Source organism: Flavobacterium sp. 2755, assembly GCF_031455715.1.
GTDB lineage: Bacteria > Bacteroidota > Bacteroidia > Flavobacteriales > Flavobacteriaceae > Flavobacterium.
Genome location: NZ_JAVDTG010000001.1, coordinates 11,228 through 37,190, shown reverse-complemented (window position 1 = coordinate 37,190; position 25,963 = coordinate 11,228). Strand labels below are relative to the sequence as shown.

Annotated in this window: 10 protein-coding genes; 4 read left to right on the top strand and 6 right to left on the bottom strand. The window is 33.8% G+C overall.

Features of this window, described 5'->3' with window-relative positions; all coding sequences use genetic code 11:
* Positions 1–20 precede the first annotated feature (20 nt).
* From J2Y38_RS00085 to bglX, 6 genes are all read right to left on the bottom strand, one after another.
* On the bottom strand, positions 21–1,412 hold the full coding sequence (locus J2Y38_RS00085; protein WP_309838384.1) for an endo-1,4-beta-xylanase: 1,392 nt from the start codon (positions 1,410–1,412) through the stop codon (positions 21–23).
* Between the two features lie 127 nt (positions 1,413–1,539).
* On the bottom strand, positions 1,540–2,643 hold the full coding sequence (locus J2Y38_RS00080) for a hypothetical protein (RefSeq protein ID WP_309838382.1): 1,104 nt from the start codon (positions 2,641–2,643) through the stop codon (positions 1,540–1,542).
* 6 nt (positions 2,644–2,649) lie between these two features.
* A complete protein-coding gene (locus tag J2Y38_RS00075; RefSeq protein ID WP_073488549.1) occupies positions 2,650–4,173 on the bottom strand; it encodes a RagB/SusD family nutrient uptake outer membrane protein in 1,524 nt (507 codons plus the stop codon).
* Between the two features lie 60 nt (positions 4,174–4,233).
* The gene (locus J2Y38_RS00070; protein ID WP_309838378.1) at positions 4,234–7,338 is read right to left on the bottom strand and encodes a TonB-dependent receptor; all 3,105 of its coding nucleotides are present in this window, start codon (positions 7,336–7,338) and stop codon (positions 4,234–4,236) included.
* Between the two features lie 439 nt (positions 7,339–7,777).
* On the bottom strand, positions 7,778–11,929 hold the full coding sequence (locus tag J2Y38_RS00065; RefSeq protein WP_309838375.1) for a two-component regulator propeller domain-containing protein: 4,152 nt from the start codon (positions 11,927–11,929) through the stop codon (positions 7,778–7,780).
* A 393-nt stretch (positions 11,930–12,322) separates the two neighbouring features.
* Positions 12,323–14,602: a beta-glucosidase BglX gene (bglX, locus tag J2Y38_RS00060; protein ID WP_309839712.1), complete on the bottom strand. Its 2,280-nt coding sequence runs from the start codon at positions 14,600–14,602 to the stop codon at positions 12,323–12,325.
* 840 nt (positions 14,603–15,442) lie between these two features.
* On the opposite strand from bglX, the gene J2Y38_RS00055 reads away from it, so the two are divergent.
* From J2Y38_RS00055 to J2Y38_RS00040, 4 genes are all read left to right on the top strand, one after another.
* Complete coding sequence (locus J2Y38_RS00055) at positions 15,443–17,173, top strand: glycoside hydrolase family 43 protein (protein WP_309838373.1); 1,731 nt, start codon at positions 15,443–15,445, stop codon at positions 17,171–17,173.
* Positions 17,174–17,218: 45 nt separating this feature from the next.
* Positions 17,219–18,907, top strand: a complete 1,689-nt coding sequence (locus tag J2Y38_RS00050) for a sialate O-acetylesterase (protein WP_309838371.1) — start codon at positions 17,219–17,221, stop codon at positions 18,905–18,907.
* A 47-nt stretch (positions 18,908–18,954) separates the two neighbouring features.
* A complete protein-coding gene (gene xyl3A / locus J2Y38_RS00045; RefSeq protein WP_309838369.1) occupies positions 18,955–21,549 on the top strand; it encodes a xylan 1,4-beta-xylosidase in 2,595 nt (864 codons plus the stop codon).
* A 104-nt stretch (positions 21,550–21,653) separates the two neighbouring features.
* Positions 21,654–25,784 carry a two-component regulator propeller domain-containing protein gene (locus J2Y38_RS00040; protein ID WP_309838367.1) on the top strand — a complete coding sequence of 1,377 codons (4,131 nt, stop codon included), beginning with the start codon at positions 21,654–21,656 and terminating at the stop codon, positions 25,782–25,784.
* The last annotated feature ends 179 nt before the right edge of the window (positions 25,785–25,963 follow it).

The window sequence follows — 25,963 nt, the reverse complement described above, 5'->3', positions numbered from 1 at the left end:
AGTATTATAGTTTTAAAAATTTAATCTAAACCTTCAAGGAATCCAGTGTGTGAACTTTTGATTGCAAAATTCGAATCGTATAATAAAGGCCAGTCATTTCCTGGGTGATTCAGTTCTGCATTAAACGGAATCCAAGATTCATTATCCTTCATTCCCCAAATAGTTAAGGCGTATTTATTTGCTGCCGGAAGCGCATTATAAATTTTCACCATTTCTTTGTATTTCTCTTTTTGGGCTAATCTTCTTTCGTTTGTAAAACTAGAGATATCATTAGCTTGGTTTACTTGAATATCTAATTCAGAAACGTGAATTTTTAATCCTTTTGATACCGCTTTGTTAAGATCAGTTTCTATTTGAGCTTTTGTTGGGCTTAAATAAGTATTGTGCATTTGAAAACCAACACCATCAATCACATTGCTTGCTTTTAAATCATCTACAATACTAAAAACTTTATTTTGTTTTGCAGTATTAGCTGAGGTTGCATAATCATTATAAAACAACAATAATGATGTATCACCAGCGGCAGTTGCAGCAGCTCTTGCCCATTGAAAACAGTCTTTTACATAATTAGGTCCCATTCGCTGCAAGAAAATAGTATTTCTCATAACACCGCCATTATCATCTACAGCTTCATTAACCACATCCCAGGATTTTACTTTTCCTGCATAATGCGTAACCACATCCGTGATGTATTTTTTTACTTCGGCAGCAAATTCAGCATCCGTACCTGAGAAGTCTTTCAACCATTGCGGTACTGAATTATGCCAAACCAAAGCATGTCCGTGAACATTGATATTATTAGCATTTCCGTACGCTACAATTTTATCGGCTACAGTCCAGTTGTAAACACCGCTTGCAGTCGAAATTTGATCCATTTTCATTTCGTATTCGGCAGAAATACTGCTGAATTCATTTTTTAAAATAATATCATACGGACTTCCGTTTGTTAATTGTGAAGCTTTTATCGCCATACCAACAAAAAACGGATTGGCTAATTTATTTGCTTTTATTTTTAAGAAAGTAGGATCTTCAGGAATACCGCTTGAACCTGTTGTTACAACACTAATCACATTTGAATAACCTGAAATTTCTGTTTGATTTTTAGCTCTTACTCGGTAATAATATTGAGTTCCTCCGGTTAAACCTACTACAACTTCGTTTAAATCAGTAACTTCTTTTGCATTGTAATTTGGGACAAAACTGGCAAAATTTTCGGTTGTTGAAACGTCTAAAAGATAGCTTTTTGAATAGGAAACATAATTCCATTTTGCTTTAAAACCATTGTCATTTACATCTTTTGGAGCGTTTGCAACTGGCGTTTCTAAAGTTTCAGCAACTTCATTGTCGTCTTTTGAGCAGGCATTTAAAAAGAAGACGACGCTGGTCAGCATTAGTAAAAATTTAATTTTCATACTGTTTTTTATTATAGAATATTCTTTTAGAAAGAATGTCCTTATTTATAGTTTATTTATTTATTTGGTTTACTTTTAAAAGAGGCTGTAATTGAAACAGCCTCTTTTTTAGTTAAAGACCAATCAATTATTGGTAACGAATTTTAATATTATCAAATTTAATAGCACTTGGATTCGGCGAATCTCCCTGAGCAACTCCAACTTTAATTTCATTAATTTTAGAAACATTAAGTGCAGCAGCGGTGTTTGAACCAAAACCGTAATTATCTTTAAAATCAGCTATTGATATGGTTTTTGTTGTCCAGTTTACATCGGTTACTTTAAAATTATAACCATAATTTACACCGTCGATCGTATTTAACTGAATGGCAAAATTTGCCCCAACCACATTGGCACTTACATCAATATCAATATAAGCTTTTGTCGCATCTGTATTTGATGTACTTAAGAAACTAGCTCCTCCGCCGGCGCTGCTTCCGTTATAACCATTTGCATTTGAACCTCCCCAAACTAATGTGGTGTAATTTCCTGTTGGTCCGCCCGGAGTACTCGCATTAAAACTTTCGATATCACCATAAGAAGTCCACTCGGTTCTTACGCCATTTCCGTCAAAATCAGATACCAAAACGATTGTAGCAAAATTTATTACTTGTTTGGCAGCGCCTCCTGGTGTAGTAATTACTAATTCAGATCCAGAAACGGCATTGGCAGGTAAACCAATAATAACAGAAGAAGACGATTTTACCGTATAACTCAACGTTTTTCCACCTAAGGTTATCGATGAAATATTATAAAACCATGTTCCTTCAATTTCTAACGGAAATCCCGGAGTTGCTACTGCCGGAATTGTTTTTGTAATGGTTGGAACTGGCTGTAAAATTTCAATCTCTTTAGTTAAAGACCCCGTTCCGGTTATAAATGTAATAGGCTGTTTTCCAAATCGGCTTCCTAGTTTTTCATCAAAAGGAATAGTGAAAATAAACGATTTATCTGAATTGTAGTTTGGATTGAAACTAATGTCAATTTTGTTATCCAGCGTTATCTTTTTTAATCCTTCTAAACCTTTACCTTCAACTCTCACTTTGTTTAATGGAAAAGCCTGATTAAGTAAATCTCCCGGTTCTGCAACCATTGCATCTACATTTGCAGTAACTGCATCGTCGTTATCGCAAGCTGTAAAAGCAGTCAATGCGAAAAGAATTAGAATTGTATATTTTATTTTATTGATCATAATAAGTTAGTTAAAGTTAAAAGGAACTGGAGGCTCTAATAATGATGGGTTAGTATCAATAGCAGACTGCGGTAATGGCAGTTCAAAGTAGTTGCTTCCCGGAGTTATCTTTCTCGAAATCAAATCGGTTCTTGCATCATCAGAATAAAAACCAACTTCTTGCTGCGAAATGATTGCTGTTGCTTCAGAAAGTCCGCGGCGCTTTAAATCGAAGAAATATTGTCCTTCAAGTGCAAATTCAATTCTTCTTTCATTAAAAAGTTCATCTCTTGTTAATACCGTTTTAGCAGGTAATCCGGCTCTCGCTCTTACTTCATTAAAAGAACTTAAAGCAGATGCAGAAGTAGTGGAACCTGCTCCGGCCAAAATTGCTTCAGAATTCATCAATAAAATATCAGAATATCTTAATATGATAGTGTTTTGAGAAGTTCTCATAAAAAACACATCGTTTCTTTCGGCAGCAGAACCTACAATGTATTTTCTGAAATTAGCCGCCGTAGAAGAGTATATTTTTTTATACGTAAAACCACCTTGATTTTTTAATAATTCAGGGTAAAAATCACCATCCGTCATGATTGTACTTTTCTTTCTGGTATCTTTTGGTTCGAATCCATTTTGTAAAGAAATAGAAGGAAGATAAACTCCCCATCCGTCACCACCGCCTGTGATTCCTGTACCTCCCGGAACAATATACGCCTGATTGGTATTTTGTGTTCCCCATTCTGTAGCAATCGCTTTCCACTGTAAAGCAAACATACTTTCGGCACTATTATTATTCTCCGGACTGCTGAACAAGTTTCCGTACTCCTGAATCAAAATATATTGGTTTCCGATAATTTTTTGGGTCAAAGCAGCACATTCGCCATATTCATTTAAAGTCAAATGTACTTTTGCCAAAATACCCATCGCAGCATATTTAGTAACATATCCCTTTTTTGCACCTCTTTCAGGTAAATTTGCAACAGCATATTCTAAATCCTGTTTGATGAATTTATAAACATCAGCAACAAGATTTCTTTTTGGCTGCGCTGCAGAACCTGCTTTATTGATAATTGGCACAGCTCCAAAAGTTCTCACCAAATAGAAATAAGCATTTGCTCTCATGAATCGAGAAATTGCAATTGCATTTTTATAAGATGCTTCCGGAAGTTCGCTTTTTCTGTCTTCGACTAAACTCATTAAATTATTCGATTGATCGATAACCGAAAACAACGAAACATATCCTTCTGTCAGGATTGGGTTTTGTGACGTTACCTGAGCATCTTTAAACTGTGCATAAGCACCGTCAAAAGTAAAAGCGTTTCCAGCGTACATATCTCCAACGGCAATTAGGAATTTATCGTTAAAAGTAAACCACGGTTTAAAGTACAAACTCTCTGCGATTCCGTCAAAAGCGGTAACTCCTTCGGGTAAATCGGCTGGTGTTAATTGATTTTCAGATGGTGCATCCAAAAAGTCATCTGAACAAGAAAATAAAGACAGCAATGGTATCAGCATTCCCATCATAAAAAGTTTAAAAAGTTTTTTCATAACTATATTTTTATGTTAATGAGTATGAATCATTAAGTTAAATGTGTTTTTTTATCAATCTTAGAATTCTAAATTCACTCCAACAGAAGTCGTTCTTGGCACAGGATAACGTCCTAAATCAATTCCGCTTAAGGTTATGTTTTGATCTAAATTTCCAAGAGCTGGGTCAAAGCCGGTATATTTTGTAAACGTGTATAAATTTTGAACGTTTACATACAATCTTACTTTAGAAATAAAAGAGTTGTCGAATATTTTGTTTGGTAAATCGTAGCTCAACGAAACATTCTGAATTCTTAAATACGAACCATCTTCCACAAATCGGTTTGAAATTCTTCCGTTACCATTTGGGTCGTTAAGCGTAATTCTTGGTACATCTGTATTTTCGTTTACGCCCGGTTCAAAAGCGCGCATGGCCTGAGTACTTACATTTCCGAATCTATCGCCAAATCCCGGATAAATTCCATCAGTATAATGACGTGTAAAATTGTAAATCTGGTTACCCTGACTTCCGGTTAAAACAACAGATAAACTAAGGTTTTTGTATTTGAAGTTATTGGTAAAAGCATAAGTAAAATCAGGAATTGCACTTCCTATAGCTGTTTGATCTTTACTGTCAATTTTTCCATCGCCGTTAAGATCTTTAAAACGAATATCTCCAATTCCGGTTCCAGTTTCCTGAGTTGGCCCTGCAGCTAATTCAGCAGCATTTTTAAACAAACCATCCGTTACATATCCGTAAAATTGTCCAACTGGTTCGCCTTCTGTAGTTCTGGTAACGGTATATAAATCAAATTGTACTTTTCCTAATAATGATTTTCCTTCGCCTTGAAAACTTGTCAATTCGTTATTGTATTTTGAAAAGATAATCGTGCTGTCCCAAGTAAAGTTCTCTGTAGAAATATTTCTCGTATTCAGCGTAAGCTCAATTCCTTTCGTTACAATTTCTCCTGTATTCAGGTAGTAATTAAGCGCACTTTGATTCGATTCATCGTTGATTTGTTTGGTTAAGAAATCAGATGAATTTTTGATATAATAGTCAAAATCTAATTTTACTCTGTTGTTAAGCATCGCCAATTCAAAACCAGCATTAAAAGATTTAAGAGATTCCCATTTAATGTCCGGGTTTCCTAAATTGTCAATTGTTGGCGAAACGCCTCCAAAAGGAGAAGAAAGCAATGTTAGAATAGTCTGGTATCTGTTTGCCGGAATATTTTGATTTCCTACCAAACCGTAACCTGCTCTAAATTTTAGGTAATTGATACTGTTTGATAAAGGCTCAAAGAACTTTTCGTTACTAACTGTCCAACCTCCCGAAAATGACGGGAAATAACCCCATTTATTATTTGGGCCAAAGTTTGACGAAGCATCTGCTCTTAAAGAAGCAGAGAAAGAATATCTATCAGAAAAACTGTAGTTCAATCTCGAAATATAAGATGACATAGACCATCTTCCAGAACCGTTTCCGTTTAATGAAGTATCAATATCACCAATGTTTAAGTTGGTAAAATCTTTGTTTAAAAACTCTCCGGTTCTGTAACCGCTGATGTATTCATATCGACTTTCCTGCGCTTCCTGACCTAATAAGAAAGTAAAATTATGTTTGTCGTTTATGGTTTTATTATACGTTAAATAATTTTTGATGTTCCAGTAATAACTTTGATCTTGTTGTTTGAATGATTTATTTAAAAGTTCAGACACATTTCCTAAAGTATACTTTGGGGCAAAAGTGGCACTTTTTGAAAAGTTTAAATCGTATCCTAACTCTGTTCTAAAAACCAATCCTTTGATTAAAGTGAAATCTGCAAATAAATTACCATTGATTTTAAATCTTTCTGTGGTCGAATTGTTGTATTCTGACAAAGCAATTGGGTTTGTTGCTTCATTTGCCGAAGATCCTAAACCTGTTGTTGGCCCTGCATAAGATCCATCTGCAGCTCTAACCGGTAATTCCGGAGATTGTCTTAAAGCGTTCATTACTAATCCGCCGCGGTCATCGTTTCGAACTACTTGCTGAGATGATTTACTTACAGATAAGCTGTTACCAATTTTTAACCATGATTTTACATTAGAATCAACATTTAAACGCATTGATAATCTGTTGAAATCTGAATTTAAAACAATTCCTTCCTGATCAAAATAATTCAAAGAAGTATAAAAACGTGTTCCTTCTTTTTCTCCCGAAAATGACAATTGGTGATTGTACATTGTTGCGGTTCTAAAAAGTTCGTCCTGCCAGTTTGTTCCGTTTCCTAATAAATCTGGTTTTTGATATTGATAGGGAACAGGCTCACCGTTTAATGTGTAAATTTTTGCCTGATATTTAGCATATTGAGGTAAGTTTAAAACATCAACGGTATTAGTTATTTCCTGAGTTCCTAAATAGGTTTCGTATGCAAATTTTGATTTTCCTTTTTTTCCTTTTTTGGTTGTAATCAAAACCACACCGTTTGCACCATTTGCACCATAAATTGCCGTTGCCGATGCATCTTTTAAGATGTCAATAGTTTCAATATCAGAAATATTCAAACCAGACAAAGCCGAATTTTTAGTTTGTCCGTTTCCACCGCCCAATGCGCTGAATGAAAAAGTTTCGTTGTTTTTATCTGCAAAAACCGGAGTTCCGTCAATAACATACAAAGGTTCATTTCCGTTAATAGAAGTAATTCCTCTAATTTGTACCGAAATTCCTCCTCCGGGAGTTCCAGAATTTTGAGTAACGTTTACCCCCGCAGCTTTACCCACAAGCGCCTGATCGATAGAGACAAAAGGTTTGTCCTGAATTTCTGAAGCTTTGATAGAAGAAACGGCTCCATTGATATCTTTTCTTTTTGAAGTTCCGTACCCAATTACAACTACTTCATTTAATTTTTCCAGGTCATTTACCATTGTGACCTGCATAATTGCTTTTGTATCTGCCGGGATTGATAAATTTTTATATCCCACATAACTAAAAAGCAGCAACGCTTTTGGTTCTACATTGTTTAAAACGAAGCTCCCGTCAAAATCGGTAACCGTTCCGTTTTTTGTTCCTTGTACTATTACACTAACACCCGGTAGGTTGGCTCCGCCAGATGTTACTTTACCTTTAACAGTTTGTGCGTAGAAAAAATTTCCCCACATACATACTATTAAGCACAATAGTTTTTTTAATGTTCTTTTCTGCATAAAATTTGGTTGTTAGTTTAATTGAAATAATTAGTTAATCGTTAAGTTTTTGAAAAACATTTAAAATTTTGATCTTCTGCTGGTTGATTGTTTTGAGTTTTGGCAGGAAAATTTTTTTCTTAAATATTTCTTAACGAAAGTAAATTGTAGAGGTGTTGTATTGTAGAACAGATGATGCATATTGTGCAACAGATGATGCAAAAAAAACATCTAAACCCCTATTATAAGCCAAATAAGCCCCTTTGGTAAAAAAATGAGTGCTGAAGTATTGCTAAAATTTTCACTTAAAAAATAGTGTTTGTTTAAAAAAGAACAGGAATATTTTTGATATGTTGATTTTTATTGGAAGTTAAAAGCTGCGGTTTTTGAAAAAATTGACTGACAAAAAAAGAGCTTCAGTTTTAAACCGAAGCTCTTTAGAATTAGTTTTTGTATAGTTTTATTCTTTTGTCTTTTTTTCCTGATTAGGTAAATGACCGTATTTTACTTTATAACATTTAGCAAAATAGGAGGGAGAAGTAAACCCAACTTTATAGCTTATTTCATTAATATTATTGTTGCCTTGTTCAATCAATTGTTTTGCTTTTTCTAAACGGACATTTCGAATAAATTCGTTTACCGAAACACCTGTCAATGTTTTTATTTTTCGGTACAGCTGACTTCTGCTTAAGTAAATTTTTGAAGATAAAAGTTCTACCGTCAATTCTGGTTCGCTGATATTTTCATTAATAAAATGCAGAATTTTTTGAATGAAATCATTATCCAGCGATGTTGTTTTATCTTTTCCTTGTTTGGTGATGCCGCTGTAAAATTTCTTAAACATAATTTGTCTGCTTGTAATAAGCTGCGCCAGACTGGATTTTAAAATATCCAGTTCAAATGGTTTACTCAAATACATATCGGCACCAGAATCGATTCCTTCTAATCTGTCTTTTACCATTGCTTTTGCCGACAGCATTAACAACGGAATGTGACTTGTTTTTAAATCTCCTTTTATGTTTTTACACAACTGCAATCCGTCCATAACCGGCATAATAACATCGGTAATAATTAAATCTGGTAATTTCTGCACCGCAAGTTCGTAGCCTTTTTTGCCGTTTTCGGCAGTAATTACTTTGTATGATTTGCTTAATTCTTCTTTTAAATAATTACGCAATTCAGGATTATCTTCTACAATTAAAACCGTATATGATTTTGCTTTTTCTTCTTCAGCATTGTCGATAATTTCAGTTGTAAAATCGTCTTCATCTGTTTGATTATTAACAGCCTCAAATAAAAATTGGTTTTTGTTTTTTTCTATTTTAAAAACCTCATTAACGATTTCATTTTTCTTGTAAAGAGAATTCCCTAAAGGAAATGTTACTTTAAATTTTGTGCCTTCGCCAACTTCACTTTCCACTTCAATTTTTCCTTTATGTAGTTCAATAAATTGTTTTACCACTTCTAAACCAATTCCGGTGCTGCCGTAATAATCTTTATTGACATTATTAACCTGATAAAATCGGTCAAAAATTCTGTTCAAATCTTTTTTGCGAATTCCTGAGCCGGTATCTGTAATAGTTATGGAGAATGAAGGCACTTTTTCTCCATAAATGATCAAAGCATTTTCCGTTTCAGATGTATCTATAGTAATAGTTATTGAACCATTATCAGGTGTAAATTTGAATGCGTTTGAAATAATATTAAAGAGTATTTTTTCCAGCATTTTAGGATCGAGCCAGTCTTCGAGTTCATCTTGTGATGACTCAAAATTAACTTTAATGTTTCGGGCCGCGGCTTCTTCATTAAAATAGTCAATAATTCCTTCTGTAAAAGCAACGACTTCAATTTTCTTTGCCTGAAGCGAAATTTTATTGAACTCTAATTTATTAAAATCCATAAGCTCATTAATCAGTCTGGAAAGTCTGTCAGAGCTTTTGTGAACGATTTTTAATTTGTTATGTATTTCTGGAGATATTTTTTTGCTTTTTAAAATATCTTCCAGCGGATTAATAATCAGCGTTAAAGGTGTTCTGAACTCATGCGAGATATTCGTGAAAAACTGTAACTTTTTATTGTTCAATTTTTCTAACTGAATGGATTTTTCTTTCTCTAAAATGATAGCCTGTTTCGCTTTAAAACGATTTTGATAAATTTTATTGATATATTGAATCAGGAAAATTAAAATAGCGGCATATATCAAATAAGCCCAGATTGTTTTCCACCAAGGCGGAAGGATTTTTATTTTTAATTCTAATTGGTTATCGCTCCAGGAACCATCTGCATTGGCCGATTTTACTTTAAAAGTATAATTGCCCGGTGCAAGGTTTGTATAGGTTGCTGTTCTGTTATTTCCGGCATAATTCCAGTCTTTTTCAAAACCTTCGAGATAATAAGCGTATTGATTTTTTTTAGAATAATTATAGTTGATTCCCACGTATTCAATCGTAAAAACCGATTGTGTGTAGTTAAGCGTAATTTCTTTAGTCTGCGAAATTACTTTGGTCAACGGCGAAGCTTCTTCATTTGGTTTTACGGATCGATTGAATAATTTGAAATCACTGAAATACAATCTTGGCGCTTTTTCGGCCTTTTTAATTTCGTTAGGATTAAAATAATTTACGCCTTCATAACCGCCAAAATACAACTCTCCATTTCCATCTTTAAAAACGGCGTTATTATTAAAATCGTTGTCAATAAGACCATCATCTTTGTTGAAATTGGTGCTTTTTTTATTTTTAAAATCCAGTTTTGTTAAGCCAGATCCGCCGCTTACCCATAAAGAACCGTTATTGTCTGAAATTATCGCACGAACAGATTTCTCTTTAAAACCCGGAAAATCATCATAATTAGAAAATGTCTTATTTTTTTTATTGTAACTAAACAATCCCTGACCGTCAGTTCCTAACCAAATTGTTTTATCATTTGATTCATAAATAGATAAAATACTTTGAATACTGTTGTGTTTATTAATACCGCTGAACATGGCGTCGCGCATTTTTGTGACTTTAAAATTCGATTCGTCTTTTAGATTTACCTGATACAATCCTAAAATTGTTCCAACCCAAAGCACATTATCTGAGTCTACAAAAACCTTACGGATAAAAGCATTGTCTAAAGCATTTTCGGCAAATGGTTTAGAATCGCAATGTACAAATGTGTTGGTTTTGTTATCAAAATAATGCAGTCCTTTTATAAAAGTTCCAATCCAGATTCGGCCTTTTGAATCTTCTGAAAAACTAAAAATTCGATTGGATGTTAATCCTGTATTTGAAGTATTATAATTTACGAATCGGGTAGTGCCATTTTTTAAAAAATAGATGCCGCGATCCCAGCTTCCTATCCAGATATTTTGTTTGCTGTCTATAAATATCGTTTGAATATCAATTGCATCTAAACCAGAATAATAGCTTTGATTATTTTGATTAACGTGAATATAACTTTTATCCGTAAGATTATAAATATCAAGTCCGCCGCCTTCGTTACTAATTAATAAATTTCCTTTTTTATCTTTTATAACAGAAGTTACAAAGCTCGTTTGTAAAGAATTATCATTATTAACAAGAGATTCAAGCGAATTGAATTTGTTATTTGGTTTATCAAAAACACCAAGTCCTTTATTGAAATATCCTAACCAAAGTCGTTTTTCTTTGTCTTCGTATAACGACCAGACAGAATTAGATTGTAAACTGAAACTATTGTATTTACTATGCAGGTATTTTTTAAGTACTTGTCCTTTATAATTTACAACCAATAATCCGTCATTTTCGGTACCGCATACAATGTAATCCAGACTGCTTTTTACAATCGATAAGATTTTGTTTTTGGTAATAGCGTATTTTTCAAATTGATAATTATCGGTTTCAGGTTTAATTTTTATCAGGCCATTTTCTGTTGTTCCCAGCCAGATATAGCCAAATTGATCTACAACAAGACTTTCAATATCATCCAGCAAAGGTTCTCTTTTAAATTTATCTTTATAAACCTGTTTGACTTTTCCGTTTAAATCAATTTCTAAAAGACCGTAACTGGTTCCTAAATAAATAGTTCCCTGTTTATTTTTTACCGAAGATTTTATTAGAAAATTAGGTTTGTCCAATACTTTTGATTGAACTAAAGTTACTTTTAAAGTCTTAGTATTCAATTTAAATAACCCGAAACCATACGCGCCTAAGAATAAATTGCCGTTGTTGTCTTCAATAATTGTTTTTACGGTAATAGGTTCGCTGTAGCCTTTTCGTATTACATCTTCAATATTGATTTTGGTGAAATTATCTAAATCCCTGTTGTACAAACACAAACCTTCATCTGTGCCCACCCAAAGATTATTTTTGGAATCAATAAAAGTGGTATAAATAAAGTTACTGTTTACAGATCCGGGTTTTTTATCATATTTATATCCAAAATAATTTACCCCGTCATATCGGTATAAACCAGCGCCGTTTGTGCCAATCCAGATAAAACCATTATTATCCTGAATGATAGAAGAAACAGCTCTTTTTGAAGTAGTTTCCTGTATGCTTCTAAATTGATAGCTGTCAAATTTACCTTGTGAAAACAGGCAGTTTGTAAGCAAAAAGAAGCATACAAGAATATATTGGATATTTTTCATTTGCATTTTTAATGTGGTTATTGGTCAATTTTAATTGAAAATAAAATTTGCAATTGATTTTATTTTAAGCATATACGAAACAATATTAATAAAACTAAATTGAACCTTTACTTTTTTATAGAAATTTAGCCTGTCACCAAAAAAACCTGAGCCGATTAATAACCTTAAAAAGGTATTATCGTACTCAGGTTATTAGGTTGTTTGCTTAAGAATAAATCCAGATGCTTCGGACAATGGCATTGGTTTAAGCTTTTAAAAAATAAAATTATTGTTAATTAAATCCGTTTTTATCTGCGTCTTTACGAAGTAAATCTGTTTTATCCGCGTCAAAATTAGACGCTGATTTTACTGATTCGCTAAAGCGAAAACGCTGATAAAAACAGATTTTTCTAATTATTTTAGTTCAAATTTAGTCGTAAGTCCTTCATTTGAATTCCAGCCCACCATAACATTAAACAAGCCCGGTTCTACTAAAAATTTACCATCGTTGTCATAAAAACCAAGTTCCTTATCGGTTAAAGTAAACTGAATTGTTTTAGTTTCTCCCTTTTTTAATTCGATAAGTTCAAAACCTTTTAATTCTTTTACAGGTCTAACAATACTTGCTACAGGATCGTTTAGATACAATTGAACAACTTCTTTTCCGTCAAAATTTCCGGTATTGGTAACATCAATAGAAACTTCTATTTTTTCTCCTTTTTGGAAAGAAGGTTTTGCAATTTTTAGATTTTTATAAGCGAAAGAAGTATAGCTTAATCCATAACCAAAAGGATATAAAGGTGTTTTTTCCACATCTGAATAATGCGACCAAAAAACATTTTGATCTTTATCTGTCGGTCTTCCGGTATTGTATAAATTGTAGTAAATAGGGCATTGGCCTACATTTCTTGGGAAAGACATTGGCAGTTTTCCACTTGGATTATAATCTCCGTATAAAACCTGTGCAACTGCATTTCCGGTTTGAGTTCCTAAATGCCATGCTTCGACAATAGCAGGAATATGCTCTGCTGCCCATGGAATACTCAACGGACGTCCGTTATTTAAAACCAAAACGATATTTGGATTCACTTTATAAACTTCCTCCAATAATTGCTGTTGATTTCCAGGTAAACCTAATTCAGTTCTGCTTCGTCCTTCACCGCTTTGAAAACCAATTTCACCTAAAACTATTACGACAACATCGGCATTTTTTGCAGCTGTTTTTGCCGCTTCAAATCCAGAAAAATCAGTGGTGTTAAGTTGTACTTCGTTTAAAAATGATTGTTTATTTACAGCGACATCTGTTCCTTTTTCATACACTAACGAGTTGTCTTTATATTGCTGCATTCCTTCTAAAACAGAAACGGCTGTATTATCATCAGCAGCAATTCTCCAGCTTCCCAACGGACTGTTTTTATCATTTGCCAAAGCACCAATTAAAGCAATTTTAGCGCCTGATTTTTTCAGAGGCAAAAGGTTTTTATCATTCTTTAATAAAACGATCGATTTTTTTGCCATGTCCAGAACGCCGTCATTATTGGCTTTACTGCCAATGTTTGCTTTTTCACGGTCTTCATCACAATATTTATACGGATTGTCAAATAAACCTAATTCAAATTTTACACGAAGAATTCTGCGTACAGCATCGTCAATTACACTTTCTTTAACCGATCCGTTTTTGACCAGCTTAACCAATTCTGATACATAAACATTAGATTCCATATCCATATCAGAACCTGCAATCGCTGCTTTTTTAGCGGCATCGGCGGTATTAGCAGCGTAACCGTGTGTAATCATTTCGCCAATAGAAGCCCAGTCAGAAACTACAAAACCTTTAAATCCCCAAGCTCCTTTTAAAATATCTCTTTGTAAAAAGACGTTTCCGGTTGCAGGAACTCCATTTAATGTATTAAAGGAATTCATAAAAGTTCGAATTCCAGCATCGACAGTTGCTTTAAAAGGAGGTAATACGGTATTATAAAGCTTTGAATTACTCATATCAACGCTGTTGTATTCACGGCCGGCTTCTACAAAACCATACGCAGCAAAATGCTTCGCGCAAGCTATAATAGAGGTATTATCAAATTTTTCGCCCTGAAAACCTTTTACTCTTGCCGTAGCAATTTTACTTCCTAAATAAGGATCTTCACCAGCGCCTTCCATTACTCGTCCCCAGCGTGCGTCATTGGCTACATCAACATTTGGTGCAAAAGTCCAGTTTAATCCTGAAGCCGAAGCTTCAAGTGCCGCCACACGAGCCGAATTTTTAATGGCTTCTAAATCCCAGCTTGCAGATTCTGCGAGTGGAATAGGGCTCAGGGTTTTGTAACCGTGAATTACATCAAAACCAAAAATAAGCGGAATCCCAAGACGGGTTTCTTCAACGGCGATTTTTTGTACAGCTCGAACTTCCTTAACGCCTCGAACGGTTAACATAGAACCAACCCATCCTTTTTTTATATTGTTGTATTTTTCTTCATTAGATCCAGATTCCGGTTTTGGTCCGGTAACATCCCATGAACCGTTGTATTGATTCATTTGTCCAACTTTTTCTTCTAATGTCATTTCTTTCATCAAAAGTGTAATGCGGTCTTCAATTGGTTTATTAGCATCCATATGTTTTTTGGTTTGAGCATAACTGTTTCCATAAACGATCAGCACTAAAAATGCATATCTCTTAATTTGTTTTTTCATCATTGTGTTTTTGGTTTTGTACTAGATAGTTTGAATTCAAGGTTGTAAATGTAGTTTTACAGTGATAATTACAATAGTAGATTTGAAGCATTATATAATAGAAATGTTGTATTTATAGCCTTTACAAGAGATAAAAACAAAAAAATAACCACATTTAGCAAAATTGAAAGTGCTTTTGTATTTGATGTTTTAATTTGTACACAAGAAAAAATAATTTACTTTTTTATATTTATAACAACCGATTGTTTAATTGATTTTTATTGAATCTGTTATCTCTGGCGTAATTGCTTGCTGTTATTAAAACAGAATAAATTTTAAGTAAATTATACGAAATAACTTATTTAAAAATATATTTTTATTTCGTTTTTCTCAATTTTGATATTTCAGCGTGTTTTTATTTTTTTATTAAAATTTCTAAAAGATCATTTTATATTTCATAACTAAGCATCTCCTAAGAAATGTTTATTTAAGCATAATTTAATTATTTTACTTAAAAATTTAATTAATTATTTTTTTTAAGCTTATTTTTTAAATATCTCTAATAAAATTAATAAACAACCGATTGTGTTGTATTTGTTTTTTGTTATATTTGTTTCAAATACACTTATTGAATAAGTTGATATTTGACTTCATTTAAATCAATTTTAGGATTAACATTTTTATCATAAATCGCTGAGAGCGGTTATAAAAATTCAGGCATTATTTAAACTTATATAACAAATTTAATTTAGTAATGAGTGTTAATCTTACAGTTACCTTATACTGGTTTTAGGTTTGTTAGTTGAAGCCGGGAGGCATTCTTCCGGCTTTTAATTTTCTAATAAATAAAGAGTATACAAAATGATTAAAAGGAATATCTTTTTTTTGACAGCAGTACTAAGTTTGTGTTTTTTTGAAGGGACGGCTCAAAACGCGAATCCGAAAAAAACACAGCCTAAAAAAACCGCTGTTTTTTCTAATGTCAGTTATATAGGCGACGATCAGGTTTATAACGACAATCCATTAAAAGCAGATGAATTTTATACGCCAATTTTGCAAGGCTGTTATCCTGATCCTGCCATTACAAAAAAAGGCGATGATTATTATATGGTCTGTTCTTCATTTGCCATGTTTCCCGGTGTGCCCATTTTTCATTCTAAAGATTTAGTAAACTGGACAGATTTGGGCGGTGTTTTAAATAATGTTTCAGAATTTAATCCGCATAATACCGGAATTAGCGAAGGCGTTTATGCTCCCGGAATTACATACAATCCGCATAATGATACCTTTTATATGATTGTGACCGCATTTTCCGGTGGACTGGGAAATATTATTGTGAAAACAAAAGATCCTATGAAAGGCTGGGGAAGTCCTGTAAAATTAGACTTTGGCGGCATTGATCCTTCCATATTTTTTGATGAAAACGGCAAAGGTTATATTGTTCACAATGATGCACCCGATAAAGGAAAAGAATTGTACGAAGGACATCGTGTTATAAAAGTTTGGGAATATGATCTCAATACAGACAAAGTAATTCCCGGAACCGATAAAATTATTGTAGACGGCGGCGTTGATCTTTCTAAAAAACCAATCTGGATTGAAGCGCCGCATTTATTTAAAAAAAATGGAAAATATTATTTAATGTGTGCTGAAGGCGGAACAGGAGATAATCACAGCGAAGTTATTTTTATAAGTGATAATCCTAAAGGGCCTTTTAAACCTTCATCAAATAATCCGATACTTAAGCAGCGTTATTTTCCAAATGACAGAACCAACAAAGTAGACTGGACGGGTCACGCAGATGTAATTCAGGGACCAAATAATAAATATTACGGTGTTTTTTTAGGCATTCGCCCAAATAATCAAAACAGGGTAAACACCGGAAGAGAAACTTTTATACTTCCTGTAGACTGGTCTGGTGATTTTCCTGTTTTTGAAAACGGATTAATTCCAATGCAGCCCAAATTAAAAATGCCTGAGGGAGTTACCAATAAAACTGGAAAAGATGGTTTTTTTCCGAACGGTAATTTCACGTTTACCGAAAATTTCACCTCAAAAAAATTAGATTACAGATGGATTGGTTTAAGAGGCCCGCGCGAAAACTTTATTTCAGTAAGTAAAAAAGGCTTAGAAATAACACCTTTTGAAGTAAACATAAAAGAAATTAAACCAACCTCTACACTTTTTTACAGACAGCAGCATAATACATTTTCATTTACTGCCACTATTGATTACAAACCACAGTCAGAAAAGGATTTGGCGGGTATTGTCTGTCTTCAGAATGAGCGTTCTAATTATGTATTTGGAATCACAAAAAAAGGAAATGATACTTTTATTTTATTAGAAAGAACAGAAAAAGGAAAGTCAAAAATTGTAGCAAGCTCTAAAATCAAAATAACAAATTCATTACATCTTCAGGTTAAAGCAAAAGGAGACAGCTATGAATTTAGTTATGCCCTTAATGGTGTTGATTTTGAAAACTTAGGCGGAGCAGTTTCCGGAGATATTCTTTCAACCAATGTCGCAGGAGGTTTTACCGGAGCATTGATCGGTTTATATGCTACGGCTGCAAATGATGCGCATCCACAATAGTTGTTCATTTTTTAAATCTTCAAACCAAAAACAAATTTGTAAATAATGAAATCAATAAACAGGTTTTTAAAATTCGTAATTCTTTTTTTTATAGTACAAAATGGATATGCACAAGATTCAGATTTTCATATTTATTTGAGTTTAGGACAATCCAATATGGAAGGTTACGCTAAAATTGAACCGCAAGATAAAGTGAATGTAAATCCGCGTTTTCAGGTTTTAGCCACAGTCAACTGTCCTGAAATGGGACGTGAAATGGGAAAATGGTATACAGCAGTTCCGCCTTTGTGCAGATGTACAACGGGGCTTACTCCGATAGATTATTTTGGAAGAACGATGATATCCAATCTTCCGGAGAAAATAAAAGTAGGTGTTTTAAATGTTGCTGTTGGAGGCTGTAAAATAGAACTTTTTGATAAAGATAATTTTGAAACGTATGTCGCAGGTTCTCCGGACTGGCTAAAAAACATTGTAAAAGAATACGACGGAAATCCATATGCAAGATTAGTAGCAATGGCAAAAATTGCGCAGCAAAAAGGAGTCATAAAAGGAATTTTATTGCATCAGGGAGAATCGAATACAGGCGATACGCTTTGGCCTAAAAAAGTAAAAATTGTATATGATAATTTAATAAAAGACCTGAATCTGGATCCTAAAAAAGTACCGTTACTTTCTGGAGAAACTGTAAATGAAGATCAGAACGGTAAATGCGGCAGTATGAATACGATAATTGCAAAACTGCCTCAGGTTATACCAAACTCCTATGTTATTTCTTCAAAAGGATGTAAGGCTGAACCTGATTTTCTGCATTTTAATGCAGATGGTTACAGAGAATTAGGCAGACGTTATGCCGAAAAAATGTTATCGTTATCCGGTTATGGATTATCCAATGGAAAAGAACCTTTTATAGTTCAGGCTCCGCTTGGATTTGATGTGGCTGATCCAAATGCAAAAGAAGGAAAAATAGAGACCGTAACTTATGAATCTAAAACGGTAGGTTCCGTTAGAAAAGCGACTGTTTATACGCCGCCTGGATTCAGTAAAAAGAAAAAATATCCTGTTTTATATCTTTTACACGGAATAGGAGGCGATGAAAAAGAATGGCTGCATGGAGGAAATCCGCAGGTTATATTAGATAATCTTTACGCCGAAGGAAAAATTGAACCTATGATTGTCGTGATGCCAAATGGAAGGGCAATGAAAGATGACAGCGCTACAGGAAATATAATGGATCCGGAAAAGGTAAAAGCTTTCAGCGTTTTTGAACAGGATCTTTTAAATGATTTAATTCCATTTATTGAAAAAAAATATCCGGTTTTAAAAGATAGAGAACATCGTGCAATCGCTGGTTTATCTATGGGAGGCGGACAATCTTTGAATTTCGGATTAGGAAATTTAGATAAGTTTGCGTGGGTAGGAGCATTTTCGGCAGCGCCAAATACGAAGTTGCCGCAAGATTTACTGCCAAATCCCGAAGAAGCAAAAAAGAAACTTAAACTGCTTTGGATTTCATGCGGTGATAAAGACTGGCTTATAGAAAACAGTATCCGCACACACGATTATTTATCAAAAAATAATGTGCCTCATATTTACTACATCGAACCGGGAGTACATGATTTTAAAGTATGGAAAAATGGATTATATATGTTTTCGCAGTTTTTATTTAAGCCAGTCGATCAGTCAAAATTTGCGGACTATACAATTTTAGGGAATCCGGCTCAGACTAATCCGTAATACAGTTTTAAAGCAATACGAAAGCTCCAAATCTTTAATCAAAAAACATGAAAAATAATTATCTATATCTTTTAAGTTTGCTATGTTTTTTCAATTTAAATGCACAGCAATATCCTTATAAAGATCCGTCGCTTAGTTCTAAAAAGCGTGCAGAAGATTTAATTTCCAGATTAACGCTCGAAGAAAAAGCAGCATTAATGTGCGATCAAAGTGATGCTATCCCCAGATTAGGAATCAAAAAGTTTAACTGGTGGAGCGAAGCTTTGCACGGCTATGCTAATAACGACAATGTTACTGTTTTTCCTGAACCTATAGGTATGGCGGCTTCGTTTGACGATCAATTGGTTTTTCGTGTATTTGATGCCGTTTCAGATGAAGCCCGTGCGAAATACAATCAGTGGATTCAAAACGGAAATGAAAACAAACGCTTTTTAAGTCTTTCAGTCTGGACACCCAATGTCAATATTTTTAGGGACCCACGCTGGGGACGCGGACAGGAAACGTATGGCGAAGATCCTTATCTTACTTCGCGAATGGGAGTTTCGGTTGTAAAAGGACTTCAGGGACCAGCTGATGCAAAATACCGAAAGCTTTTGGCTTGTGCCAAACATTTTGCCGTTCATTCCGGCCCTGAATGGAGCAGACATGAATTGAATTTGAATAATGTAGATCCGCGCGAATTATACGAAACCTATCTTCCGGCGTTTAAAGCTTTGGTTCAGGAAGCAGATGTTCGACAAGTAATGTGTGCCTATCAGCGTTTAGACGACGAACCTTGCTGCAGTAATACAAGACTTTTACAGCAAATTCTTCGCGACGATTGGGGATTTCAATATTTGGTAGTTTCAGATTGCGGCGCGGTTACTGATTTTTATACCACCCATAAAGTTTCATCAGATGATGTGCATGCCGCATCAAAAGCTGTATTGGCAGGAACAGATGTTGAATGTGTTTGGGATAAATACTCTTTTAAAAAATTATCCGAAGCCGTTGACAAAGATTTAATTAAAGAAGAAGAAATCAATAAAAGTCTGCTTCGTGTTTTGATCGGTCGTTTTGATTTGGGCGAAATGGACGATGACTCGATTGTGCCCTGGACTAAAATTCCGGCAACGGTACTTAATAGCAAAGAACATCAGCAGTTAGCATTGGAAATGGCGCAAAAATCAATGACGCTTTTACAAAATAAAAATAATATTCTTCCTTTAAATAAAGCCATCAATAAAGTGGCCGTTATTGGGCCAAATGCAGATAATGAACCTATGTTATGGGGAAATTATAACGGAACACCTAATAAAACCATTACCATTAAAAAAGGAATCGAAACAAAACTTGATGCAAATAAAGTCCTATACGATAAATCTTGTGATTTAGTCGAAGATAAAGTCACAGATACTTATTTTGATCAATTTTCTTTTGAAGGAAAAAAAGGAATGAAAGCCACTTATTGGAACAATCCTAATAGAGAAGGAAATAGCGTTGTTTCGCAGCAAGTTTTAAATCCTATAAAAATGACCACAGCAGGTCAGCATGAATTTGCTTCGGGAGTTAAACTCGAAGGATTTTCGGCAAAATATGAAACCGAATTTACGGCGAAAGAAACTGAAAATCTTGTTTTTAAAACTGGAGCAACAGGAGCTTTTGAATTATTTGTAGATGGAAAATCGATAGCAAAGTATACCAATTGGCGAACTGTTCCGGGCAAAATTCCGTTTGCAGTTGAAGCCGGAAAAAAATATAAAATCGAAATTCTTTTTGCTCAGTCAAACGATTGGCAGGCGAATTTAGAATTTGATTTTGGAAAAGAATTTGATATTGATTTCAAAGGTTTAATTCAAAAACTAAAAGGCATTGATACCGTAATTTTTGCAGGCGGACTTTCGACTTTACTTGAAGGAGAAGAAATGCCAGTTTCCTTTCCGGGTTTTAAAGGCGGCGACCGAACCAATATCGAACTTCCTGCGGTACAGAGAAAATGTTTAAAGGAACTTAAAGCAGCTGGCAAAAAAGTAATTTTTGTAAACTGTTCAGGATCTGCGATTGCTTTAACGCCGGAAACAGAAAGCTGCGACGCTATTTTGCAGGCTTGGTATCCGGGAGAATCTGGAGGTCAGGCTGTAGCCGATGTTCTTTTTGGAGATTATAACCCAGCGGGAAAACTGCCCGTTTCGTTTTATAAAAATTCAGATAAATTAGGTGACTTCGAAGATTATTCACTTAAAGGAAGAACGTATCGTTATACAACAGATGTTTTGTTCCCATTTGGTTTTGGCTTAAGCTATTCTAAATTCGATATTGAAGCAGGAAATTTAAGCAAAAACAAGATAAAATCTAATGAAGATACGCAGATAAAATTTTCAATAAAAAACACCAGCAAACGCGACGGAACAGAGATTGTTCAGGTTTATATTCGAAAATTAAATGACGCAGACGGCCCGTTAAAAACATTAAAAGCATTTAAACGAATGGAGCTAAAAGCAGGCGAAAAACAAAATGTAACAATCAATTTACCCTCGTCTTCATTTGAATTTTATGATGCCAAAACCAGAGCAATGAATATTAGTTCAGGAGAATACGAAGTGTATTATGGTAACAGTTCTGATGCTAAAGATTTAAAAATGACAAAATTAACTATTCAATAAACTAAATAGTGCATTTTGAATTTCTTTATCTAAACATAACAATCCCAATATTGTGTTTTATAAAACAATATAAAATTGAACTTTAATTTAATAATCATTTTATAATGTCTTCAAAAAAATGTTTTAGAGCCATTGCTATTTTATTTTTTATAATCAATAGCTTGTTTTCTCAAAATACATTTGAAAACTATCAATTTCGTCTGGTAGATAATGAGACTTCAAAAAGCGGCATTTATACCATTGCGCAAGATCAGTTTGGTGTTATGTGGATGGGAACAAATGGCGCAGGTTTATATAAATATGACGGAATAAATTATGTGGGTTACGAGCAAGACTCAAAACGCAGCAATTCGATTAACAGCAATTTAATTTATACGGTTTATGTAGATACGCAAAACCGTTTGTGGGCAGGAACCGATGAAGGATTGTGTCTTTACAATCGGAATTTGGATACTTTTGAAAATATTGATCTTCGGAAACCAAGTCAAAAAGAAACTGTAATTTCGGTAAGAAGCATTATTGAAGACAATAACGGCAATATCTTTTTAGGAACATTTAATAATGGTCTGCTGAAACTAAATGTGAAGTCAAGGAAAATTACAAGCCTTAAACTCGATACTCCAAATGCTGTAAATTATTTGATTCATTGTTTAGTAAAGGATAAAAATGGAACGATTTATTTAGGAACTAATTCGGGTTTAAAAGTAGTTGACCCACTAAAAAATGAAGTAAAAAAGGTAAAAATTACCCAAAATAATGAATTGCTGTCAGGGACCATTATATCTATGTTTTTTGACAGTAAACAAAACTTATGGATTGGTAACGGATACAAAGGTCTGGTTAAAGCCAGTTTGTATTCTAAAGAAAAACAGGCTGTTACTTTTCCTATTACCAGAAAAAGAATTATGTCGATTGTGGGAGCTGATGACAAAACTATTCTTTGCGCAACAGAAAATGACGGTTTAATTGTTGTAAACGAACAAGGTGTTGTTCAAAAAAAATATGAAAACAGTAAATTCAATAATCGCAGTTTAGGTTCTAATTCTGTCTGGTCGTTATATGTAGACAAAGAAAAAAGAATATGGCTGGGATATTATAATAAAGGTTTAGGTGTTTTTGACAGGATAAACAATAAGGTTAAAGGAATTGAAAGTTTAGCCGGAAATCCGCAGTCACTCCAAACCAATTGTGTTACCGGAATTGCCAAAGATCATGAAGGCCAGTTGTGGATTTCTATGGAAGGCGGAGGCGTCGATGTTTACAATCCGGAAACCAATAATTTTAAACATATTACCAAATCAGACACTCAATTTTATTCGGGATTAACGAATAATAACATTACTAAAGTTTTTATAGATAAAAAACAAAATGTCTGGCTGGCGAGCTGGAATGAGGGAATCTTTTTTTTGAAGAAAGGAAGCCGAAACTTTATTAATTACAACACCAAAAATACTCCTGATCTTGCCTCAGACAATATTATGAGTATTACCGAAGATTCGGGAGGCGTAATATGGATTGGAACTTTTGCAAAAGGGCTACACTATTATACTCCATCAGACGGTCGTTTTCATCATTGCAATCAGAAACCATTTTATGCCAACGGGATGGTGAATTTAGACATTAGGAAAGTAATGGTAGATTCAGATGATGCTGTTTGGGTTGGTTCAACAACCGGTTTGTATAAAGTCAGTACAAAGGATTTTGTTTCTTTCTCTGTGACTTCCCTGCGCGATAAAATGTCAGAAAAGCTTAAAAATCATAAAAGCATACACACTATTAATACTTTATATCAGGCAAAAAATAAAGAAATTTGGATTGGTACAGACGGCGCAGGATTATTTAGCTACAATAAAAAAACCGATGCTTTAAAATGGTATATAAATTTCAATGGACTTCATGAAAAATCAATTTCCTCCATTATAGAATCGAATGACGGGCGAATCTGGTTAAGCGGAAAAAAAGGAATCAGCAGACTGGATTTAAAAAACAAAACAACAGTCAATTATTCTACTTATGACGGTTTATTTGGAAATGATTTCAATAATAATTCGGTTCTAAAAGATGAAAACGGAATTCTGTATTTTGGAGGCTACGAAGGTTTGAACTATTTTAATCCTGAAAATTTGGTCAAAAGCAAAAAGCAGCTTCCCATTTATTTTACAGATTTGAAACTTTTCAATAAATCAGTAGGACCGCTTGAAAAAAATTCACCGTTAATAAAAGTAATATCAGAAACAAAAAAGATAATTCTTAAACATGATCAGTCCGTTTTTACAATTGACTTTATTGGGATTAATTATTCGTTTCCTGCCAGAAATGAATTTGCTTATTATTTAGAAGGTTTTGAAGATTCGTGGAATTATGTGGGCAGTAAAAGTTCTGCAACTTATACAAACTTAGCTCCGGGAAAGTACGTTTTTAAGGTGAAGGCATCTGAAAAGAACGGAGCCTGGAGCCAGAAACCATTAGAATTAAAAATTGAAATTTTACCGCCCTGGTGGAAAACATCATTTGCTTATCTCTTTTATTCGCTGTTAGTACTGGCGGCAATTTATTTCGGAAATCAATATTATCAAAACAGGTTCAAACAAAAACAATTGATACAATTTGAACAGAAAAAAGCAGCTCAGATTGAAAAATTAAATGATAAAAAATTACAGTTCTTTACCAATATTTCGCATGAATTTAGAACACCGCTTACTTTAATTTTAAATCCTTTAGCAGATATACTCAAGAACAATACGCAGGAACTTTCGGGCGGTGTTTTGAATAAACTGCAGACGATTCAAAAAAGTTCTGACAGACTTTCCAGATTAATCAACGAGCTGATGGATTTTAATCAGCTTCAGTTTAATAAAATGCCATTGAAAGTACAGCAATTAGAGGTAGTGGGTTTTACAAAAGAAATTGTAAGCTATTTTGATGAAGAAGCGCAAAGCCGCGGAATCCAGCTGCAATTTCAATCAGATAAAAAAACATTAAACGATTGGGTTGATCCTAAAATGTTCGAGAAAATTATTTTTAATGTGATTTCAAACGCTTTTAAGGTTACTCCGGATAACGGAAAAATAACAGTAAAAGTAGTAGTCAACGAAGAATTAATTTATTTTCCATCACTAAAACCTGCCTACAGTAATCCTTCTTTTTCGGTTATTGTTGAAGATACCGGTGCGGGATTAGATAAAAAAGACATTAAGCGAATTTTTGACCGTTTTTATCAGGTAAATAATTTAAATAAAGCCTATTACGGAAGCACGGGAATAGGTTTGGAAGTAGTTCGCGGATTTGTAGAACTGCACAAAGGAGTTATTGAAGTAGAAAGTGCATTGGGAGCCGGAACCACTTTTAAATTAATATTCCCGATTGGAAAAGATTTCTTCAATGAAAATGAAATACTGCAGGAAGAATTTAAAAAGGAGAAAAAAATAAGTTTCACACCAGCCATCGAAAAAGAAACCGTTCAATCACCAGATGATCAGGAACAAAAAGACCGTGTTTATACCATTTTGATTGTTGAAGATAATGTAGAATTACGGAATTATTTAAAAAATGAGCTCAAGAAAGAGTATAAAGTAATCACGGCAGAAAATGGTCAGATTGGTTTAGAAACAGCTTTGCAAAAGCAGCCTGATTTGATTTTGACCGATGTAATTATGCCAGTTATGAATGGTTTAGAGTTATGCAAAAACATTAAAGCAGATTTAAAAACCAGCCATATTCCGTTAATGATGCTGTCCGCAAAAGCGCTGGTCAAAGATAAATTAGAAGGAATAGATTCCGGTGCCGATATGTATCTGAGCAAACCATTTGATATGGATATTTTACGATCCAGTTTAGTACAGCTGCTTAAAAGCAGGCAGATTATGTTTAATAAATTCTATAATGGCATTACTCCAAAGGCAAAAGAAAAAACGACCACATTAGATAATGAATTCATAAAAAATGTCCTCAATTATATTAATGAAAATATCAATGAATATGAGTTGAGCGTTGAGGTTTTGGCATCAAAGGTATTTTTAAGCAGAAGCCAGCTGTATCGAAAAATTAAAACCTTAACTGGTGTTTCGGTCAATGAATTTATACGAAATGTTCGTTTAGAAAAAGCCAAAGAATTAATAGAGCTGGGCAATGACAATATAACTGAAATTAGTATTAAAACAGGTTTTAGTTCTCCTTCTTATTTTACAAAATGTTATAAAGAAAAATACGGTCAGCTGCCTACACACAGCAAATAGCTTATTCATTTTGAATTCCACTTAAAGACGGTTTATACCGTCTTTTTTTGTTCCTAAATATTTAAAATAAAAGTAATTAACACTTAAAACCTTTTTTAAGTAATTATTGAATAATTGTAATTGAAGCCTTTTTTTATTTCATGCTTAAAAAAGGAATAACATTATTATTAAAATCCTAT

Coding starts and splice junctions, on each gene's coding strand:
- J2Y38_RS00075 (WP_073488549.1), bottom strand. CDS start 4,173: ATGAAAAAACTTTTTAAACTTTTTATGATGGGAATGCTGATACCATTG.
- J2Y38_RS00080 (WP_309838382.1), bottom strand. CDS start 2,643: ATGATCAATAAAATAAAATATACAATTCTAATTCTTTTCGCATTGACT.
- J2Y38_RS00055 (WP_309838373.1), top strand. CDS start 15,443: ATGATTAAAAGGAATATCTTTTTTTTGACAGCAGTACTAAGTTTGTGT.
- J2Y38_RS00065 (WP_309838375.1), bottom strand. CDS start 11,929: ATGAAAAATATCCAATATATTCTTGTATGCTTCTTTTTGCTTACAAAC.
- J2Y38_RS00070 (WP_309838378.1), bottom strand. CDS start 7,338: ATGCAGAAAAGAACATTAAAAAAACTATTGTGCTTAATAGTATGTATG.
- J2Y38_RS00050 (WP_309838371.1), top strand. CDS start 17,219: ATGAAATCAATAAACAGGTTTTTAAAATTCGTAATTCTTTTTTTTATA.
- J2Y38_RS00085 (WP_309838384.1), bottom strand. CDS start 1,412: ATGAAAATTAAATTTTTACTAATGCTGACCAGCGTCGTCTTCTTTTTA.
- J2Y38_RS00040 (WP_309838367.1), top strand. CDS start 21,654: ATGTCTTCAAAAAAATGTTTTAGAGCCATTGCTATTTTATTTTTTATA.
- xyl3A (WP_309838369.1), top strand. CDS start 18,955: ATGAAAAATAATTATCTATATCTTTTAAGTTTGCTATGTTTTTTCAAT.
- bglX (WP_309839712.1), bottom strand. CDS start 14,602: ATGAAAAAACAAATTAAGAGATATGCATTTTTAGTGCTGATCGTTTAT.